At 39.0% G+C, this 7,197-nt stretch carries 6 protein-coding genes and 1 pseudogene; 1 reads left to right on the forward strand and 6 read right to left on the reverse strand.

The genetic code is table 11. The features are described from left to right. Positions 1–172 precede the first annotated feature (172 nt). The 5 genes from AN389_RS15665 to AN389_RS15685 all read right to left on the reverse strand — a co-directional run bounded on the left by AN389_RS15665 (position 173) and on the right by AN389_RS15685 (position 5,308). Positions 173–1,111, reverse strand: coding sequence for a LysR family transcriptional regulator (locus AN389_RS15665; RefSeq protein ID WP_024032602.1), 939 nt, complete (start codon positions 1,109–1,111; stop codon positions 173–175). A gap of 17 nt (positions 1,112–1,128) precedes the next feature. After that, the gene (aceK, locus tag AN389_RS15670; protein ID WP_055020218.1) at positions 1,129–2,847 is read right to left on the reverse strand and encodes a bifunctional isocitrate dehydrogenase kinase/phosphatase; all 1,719 of its coding nucleotides are present in this window, start codon (positions 2,845–2,847) and stop codon (positions 1,129–1,131) included. Positions 2,848–3,032: 185 nt separating this feature from the next. Next, complete coding sequence (locus AN389_RS15675) at positions 3,033–3,512, reverse strand: DUF4124 domain-containing protein (protein ID WP_055015706.1); 480 nt, start codon at positions 3,510–3,512, stop codon at positions 3,033–3,035. Positions 3,513–3,593: 81 nt separating this feature from the next. After that, positions 3,594–5,090 (reverse strand): DUF3413 domain-containing protein, encoded by a 1,497-nt coding sequence (locus tag AN389_RS15680; protein WP_055015646.1) that lies wholly within the window; start codon positions 5,088–5,090, stop codon positions 3,594–3,596. Positions 5,091–5,095: 5 nt separating this feature from the next. Continuing rightward, positions 5,096–5,308, reverse strand: a complete 213-nt coding sequence (locus AN389_RS15685) for a DUF1414 domain-containing protein (RefSeq protein WP_004588923.1) — start codon at positions 5,306–5,308, stop codon at positions 5,096–5,098. A gap of 62 nt (positions 5,309–5,370) precedes the next feature. Here AN389_RS15685 and yejK point away from each other — a divergent pair, with 62 nt between their 5' ends. Continuing rightward, positions 5,371–6,387: a nucleoid-associated protein YejK gene (gene yejK / locus AN389_RS15690; protein ID WP_055015645.1), complete on the forward strand. Its 1,017-nt coding sequence runs from the start codon at positions 5,371–5,373 to the stop codon at positions 6,385–6,387. 485 nt (positions 6,388–6,872) lie between these two features. Here the strand turns inward: yejK and AN389_RS15695 are convergent. After that, positions 6,873–7,197, reverse strand: a pseudogene (locus AN389_RS15695) (ribonuclease E); the annotation flags it as partial.

Here is a 7,197-nt window from a genome sequence, read left to right on the forward strand (position 1 = left end):
TGACCTCTCTTTACATGAATTTAAATGTCATAGTAAATAGAGCAAAGGGCATTCCAAGTTTTGATTTGTTCTTAAGTGTTTGAAATTTAAGTGTATTATATATTATTAATAGCAGGCGAGGTTATTTAAATTAATATAACCTCGCAAATTTTACATGGCTTTTGTAATAAGGTTATTTAAGTTCATCTGCCACTTCGGCTACTTTTTGGCGCAACCAAATATGACTTGCGTCGCGATGTAGTAAAGGGCTCCAAATCATATCAAGCTCAAAAGGCGGTATAGGAAATGGCGGCTCTAAAATTTTAAGGCCTGCATCATCTAAGTAAATATTGGCAGCTTTTGAAGGTAAGGTTGCTACTAAGTTTTGCTCTTTGGCTAAATGAATGGCTACGTGGTAATTACGGGTAAACGTGGCAATATTTCGGTGTTTACCAAAATGAGCAAGTGCTTCATCAACCCAACCTAGCTTTTGTACATCTTTAGGGTCCATTCCTACACCTACCCCAAAGCCGGTTTTACTTACCCAGATATGACGCGCTTTTAAATAGCTATCTAGGCTGAAATTTTCGATAATTGGGTTGTCGGCTTTTACTAAGCAGCAAAAGCTGTCTTTCCAAATACGTTTATGATGAAAAGATTGCGGTAAGTTTTCAAAGCGGTTAATGGCCATATCCACTTTACCATTTTCAACATCATGAAATGTTACATCACTCGGTGTGAGAATATCTAAGGTTGTATCGGGTGCTTCTTCATGAAGTTTACTTAAAAGCTTTGGCGCTAAGGTGCTGGCCGCGTAGTCACTGGCCATTATTCTAAATACACGTTTACTTTGGCTGGCTTCAAATTCACGATTCGGTGCAAGGGTTTCCTCTAGAGTCATTAATATACCACGAATAACAGGTTGCAGCTCTATAGCGCGCTCTGTAGGGACCATACCTTCACTGGTGCGCACCAAAATAGGATCGTTAAACAAATTGCGTAAGCGCTTAAGGCCGTTACTCATGGCCGGTTGAGTAATACTTAACTGGTTAGCGGCGCGGGTTACATTGCACTCGCGCAATAGAGTATCAAGGTAAACCAGCAAATTTAAATCTATTTTACTTATGTTCATTGTGTGTCCTTTAACGCTTACCAGTGATGAATAAAGCGTTGTGCTGTCGGGTATGGGTATATGTGACTAACATAGCCCTTTTTGATATTTTGTTGAGCTTGCTTCCAAAAGCCAACATCAACAAGCTCAGGGTGTGTACTGAGCAAAAACTGTTTGTACTTTGGGTTTGGCATTACAAAGGTACAAAGTTGCTCAGGAAAAACATCCTGTGGCGCAACTGAGTAGCTTTGTTCATCGGTTAAGTAATCATCATAGCTTTTGGCCTTAGGTAAGGCTCTAAAGTTCATATCAGTTAAGTACTGAACCTCATCATAATCGTAAAAAATAATTCGGCTGTGTTTGCTTACGCCAAAATTTTTAAGCAGCATATCGCCTGGGAATATATTTACCGCAATCATTTCTTTAAGTGCTTGGCCGTATTCTTCTATTGCATCGGCAGCACTTTCTTCGCTGGCATTTTCTAAAAATAAATTGAGCGGTGTCATACGCCTTTCAATGTATAAGTGCTTTATAATAAGCCACGGCCCTTCAATAATCATAGATGAGCCAATGGTTTTATGCAGCTGCGCTAGTAATTTACTATCAAAGCGAGCCAAAGGAAATACGACGTTAGAGTACTCTATGGTGTCAGCCATGCGGCCAACCCGATCGTGACTTTTTACCAATTGATAGCGTTTAAGTACGGTATCGCGGCCAAACGGTTTGCTTTCACCAAACTTGTCTTTAATAACTTTAAAGACGTAACCAAATGAGGGCAGCGTAAATACCATCATCACCATGCCCGGGGTGCCTGGCGCTATTATAAAGTTATCGTTTGAGTGAGATAAGTGATGTAAAAACTCACGGTAAAACTCAGTCTTGCCTTGTTTATGAAACCCGATGGCATTGTAGAGCTCAGCGAGCGTTTTATTAGGCATAAGTTGATTTAAAAATCGCACCATAGCCGAAGGCGCATGGGTTTCTACCATAAAATAGGCACGTGCAAAGCCAAAAATAACCCGCATTTGCGATGATTTGGTTAACAGTGCATCGAGATATAAGCCTTTATCTTCATGATGAAGTACCGCAATAATAAAAGGCTGTACACCACTTTGAGAGACCACTCTGCCCACAATATAGGCTGCTTTATTACGATAAAAAGGTGCGTGCAAAATATCAAAACGCATTTGCCAAGGTTGGTGGTGTGTGTCGGGCGCTTGTTTATAAAATGCTTTTACGAGCAAACGTATATCACGCTCTAAATTTACAAATGGGGCTTTAAAATCAAAATGGTCAATAATGCGCTTTATAGTGGGTTTTAAACCATCAACCACAGGAAAGTAGCTTCGGTATTCTGCCTCAACAGGAATAGCAGGCGCATCTTTCAATGTGGCTTGTACAAATATAAAGTCGTTATGAAAATAGCGCCTGTGGTACAAACGGCAAAATACTGAATTATAAAACGTTTCGGCAAGTTCAGCTTGAGGGTGGAAGCATAAAAAACGTTGGTACAGTTTTTTTACTTCTAGCCAAAGCTGTTCATCTAAGTGCTCAGTTAAGTGTGCCTGTTTTAATGCTTTTGTTGTTTCGTTTACTCTTTCATCGTAATAACTAATGCGCAGTTTACTTATGTCATTAATATGCTGCCAATCACGTTTAGCGAAGGCGAGCGGAGCTTGAGCGGTAGTTTTTTGAAACAGCAGATAATGCTTTTTAAAGCCCGTTAAAATTAATTCTGCTATGTGGCGTGGCTGCATAAACACTCCTTAAAAAAGTGCATATAACGTTTTTAGTGTTAGTGGTGCTGATACGTTATACACGTTAGAGCTTTAACTCTATAGTTGTTAAGGGTATGTTATTTTAAGTTTAAAACCAAGATAAATATTCTCGGTTTTTATACTTTGCGCTTAAAGCATAATTGAGTGTGATGACAAAAGCTATGCTATTGGAAGGAGGCTATTTTTTTCTCTAACTTTTTAATACGTTTTTCAATTTCGGTTGTTTGCTTTTTATGCTCTTTATTTATTATTTTTAACTGCTTGGTTATATCTTTGCTAATTAACTTTTTATCCTCGTCATCTAAAATTCGATTAAGCCGCTGTTGCTGATTGTACTCAGCGCGGTCTTTCTTACGTTTTATAATTGCTAACTTATTATTATTGCTTCTCAATTCTGCTTGCAGATCAAGCACAATACGTTCGCGCTCTAATGCGTTTAGCTCTTTTGTGTAATCTTGCGCCGGTGCAGTATTAATTCCTGATACAGTATTAATTGTGTAGGCGGTAGCGTTATCTTTACAAGGGAATTGCGAAAAGATAGTGCCGTTTTCTGTCACGCATTTATAGTAGGTTGTGGCATTTTGCGCATGCAGAAAAAGTGGGCATACCATTACTGCGCATAAAAAAAGTGTGTGCTTTTGCATTAAGTTCATCCCTGGCGTTTACTATGATTTAGTAAATATAACCTAGCTTGGTGTTATAGCAAGCTAGGTTAAGGGATAGGGCTATTGTGTGTAGGTTTTTAGCTTTTTAATACTTTGTACTAAAAACGGGATATCGAGGCTTTGCTCTATAGAAAAGCCTTCAGCGGCAGATATATTTTTATAGTTACCGTCTGAATCTATAAGCGTAATTCTATCTTTTTTGTAAGCAATAACTACACCTTGTGAGTAGTTAACGCCGGTATCTGTTTTTTTCTTATAGAGGTTTTCACCTAGCATGGTTTGCGTAACAACAGACTTACAGTTTAAGTATTGCCCTACACTGGTTGCAATAATATCACTAGGTTGAATAAGCCCGTCTACCTTGGCTATTTGCTTATCAGAGCTGTATAACACCGATGATGTAACTACTTCTGAGCTATTATTCGCTAAGCTAAAGGCAAAAATATGCGTGTCGTCATTGCGTGGAGAAGGGGCATCCTCTGCTTTTATGATTCTAATCGCACTGTTTGAGTGGGCTTGGTCGTTTATAAAGCTTAATTCTTCAATACCCGTAAGTTCAATGCTTCTACGTTGGCTTTGCCATGCAGGCAAGGTTTGCTCTGATAAAATGCTCATTTTATAAAAAGAAGGTAAGCCATACACTAAACTAAATAAGCTATCGCCATGGTGTGTTGGCTGTAAAAACTGATCAGTTTTATGTAGATTTTCATGCTTAGCAACAAACTGTTTTAACTGTTCATCGTTCTCAAATACAAAAATATCAACTTGTTGCTCGGTGTAATCGTCGCACTTTTGTAAAGGCGAAGGAATTTGATAATTAACGTTTTGATTATTAATTCTTACATCGTGAGCTTGTTTGTAGCTTTCAATGTCGAGTAAATCATTTTTAGCTAATAAACTTTTAGCGGTTGTAGGGTACGAAAGCGGTAAAACGTTATCTTGCTTCGTTATATCAAACTTTAAATTTGCATCGGCCCAAATGTGAATACTGTGGCTAAGAGCAAAACACAATACTAAAAACGAGCTGGCAAAACGGGCAAACTTAAGTTGTTTTAAACGCGCTAAATGCTGCCATGTATAGTTACTTACAACTAGCTGAAAGCCTAAAATAAGTAAAACAATCCCCCCAGCTAACAATGTAGTAAGGGTCGGCGAGCTCGTAAGACGATGCCATAGTAAAGAAATAATTTCAGGTAGCGCAGAAGAGCTTAAGTGGTAGCCCAAATTAACATATACATATGCATCAAGCGTTAATATAGATGCCCCAAGTGTTGCAATAACGGCAGCCATACCTCGAATATGGCGGGGATAAGGAAACACCAAGCTTAAAGGAAATACCGTCAGCACAAATGCTAAAAAAGCGATAAAGCTCGTATGGCTTAACCACGTCACTAACATATAGGTAATACCCATAAAGCTAGTTGGCGGTGAATCTGCAAATAAAAAACTTAGGCTAATAAAAAGCGCTAAACCAATATTTGCAAAAGTGAACCAATGGCCCCAACTTAATAACTGACTCGCTTTAGATGAAAACTGATTGTGCTGCGATAAATTCATATAATTTATTTAACCGACTGAGCAAGTGCTTTTGCAAAGTTCTCAGTTACGGCTTGTCTTTTCCCTGCAGGTACATGCTCTTTTAGGATATGCGTGATAGAATTTCCTAAACACATAAGGCTTAAATCAACCGGCGCATTATGTTGCGTTAGCACATCAATGAGCTGATCGACGATTTGTTCTACTTCTTCATTAGAGTATTTTGATAAGATTGGCATCAGTTGGTTCAATAAAAGAGTTATATTCTCGTATTTTAACACCAGAGGCGTGAAAAACAAAGATGACAACAGACGTTAAAAAATTAGTCGTTCATTATGTAGACAAAAAAGACGACGATACGCAAATTCACCTCCGAAACGATGAAATGGTGATTAATGATAAAGTCGCTGTTTTTATCGAACAACTCCATCATGCATACAACTCAAAGCCAGGCAAAGGTTACTGTGCATTTAGTGGCGATAAAAACAGTGTTGTAGCGTCAGCAATGCAAAGCTATCGTAACGACGAGTTAGGCTTTTGGCACATGACCGAGCAAGCATCTACGGTTTTAAAAGAAGAGCTTGATAAGTACGCCTTTAGTGAAACCGGTTATTTAGTATTTTGTCATTATCAGTATGTGGCTACTGATTACATGCTAATAGCCATGATCAACATCAAAGAGCACTACAGCATGACCTCAGAGCTCGACTTAGCAGCGTCGCGCCACTTAGATATATCGCGCATGCAATTAGCAGCTCGCATTGATTTAACCGCATGGGACACACAAGCTGACGACAATCGTTATATTTCGTTTATTAAAGGGCGAGCAGGGAGAAAAGTAGCAGACTTTTTCTTAGATTTTTTAGGGTGTGAAGAGGGCATAGACCCTAAACAACAAAGCCAAGTGATGCTCAGCGCTGTTGAAGATTATTTATCTGAGCAGGAGTTTGATAAATCAGAAAAAGACGAATTACGTAAGCAAGTATTTGACTACTGTAATGACTGTGTAACCACAGGTGAAGATGCAAGCGTAACTGAACTTTCGGCGACTTTAACTAAAGGCGATGACAGTCCATTTGACAGCTTTTGTAAAGAGCAAAGCTACGATTTAGAAGACTCTTTCCCGGTTGATAAAAAAACCGTGACCAGTATGGTTAAGTTCTCGGGTTTAGGCGGCGGTGTAAGTGTAAGTTTTGAGCGTAAACATTTAGGTGAGCGCGTAACTTACAATGAAGCGACCGATACACTAGTCATTAAAGGCATTCCACCTAACTTAAAAGATCAACTACAACGTTTTATGGAAAGTGAAAGTGAGTAAACTCATTTGATCTAATTAAAAGCTGATTTAAGAGCGCGATTTTTATATCGCGCTTTTTTATTTTTGCTAGGTAGTAAAGCCACTTAAAAGTCTATTGCACAAAGAAAAGTGAATGAGAGTAAAATGAGAAACCAACACTAATTTAAACAATTATTTTTCATTTCTTCTCTATAAGCGCAGCGTCTCATATCCTCTTTGTGAATATACATTTATTACGGGCTTTGCCCGGCACGCCAATAAGTTGTGCGTCTACAGGTTAATATTATTTACGGTGTTTAAGTTTGGCTGGAGTCATAAAGTTTGCTTACGCGAGAAGCAATGCAGCTGTTTATTTTTGCTGGCTATTAAAGCCACTTAAAAGTCTATTACACAAAGACAAGCGAAAGAGGATCAAATGAGAAAATACATTTCAGGGCAAGACAGGTTTTAAAACAAAAAAGCCCCGCTATTTGTTAATAGCGGGGCTTTTTAATGAGTGTTAATGGTTAATCAGCACTCATTGTTTTAGTCATTGCAGAACTCGCACGACCTGCTGGTTTAATTGAACCTGCGCGTAAGCCACTATCAGGCACTAACTCACGTTTGTCGTGTGCCATGGCAACTGATGTATGCTTTACGTCGCTATCAGCAACAGGTGTCGGTTGTGCCATTGGTGCACTTGCCGCGCCTTTGGTGATAACCGTTTTTGCATTTACATCTTTTTGAGTTGCATTTGCAGTAACTGGTTGCTCAGCTGCTACAGGCTCTGCTTTAACAGGCTCTGGCGTTTCTGGTTGCTCAGCTGCTACAGGCTCTGCTTTAACAGGCTCT

Source organism: Pseudoalteromonas sp. P1-7a (genome assembly GCF_001401855.1).
GTDB lineage: Bacteria > Pseudomonadota > Gammaproteobacteria > Enterobacterales > Alteromonadaceae > Pseudoalteromonas.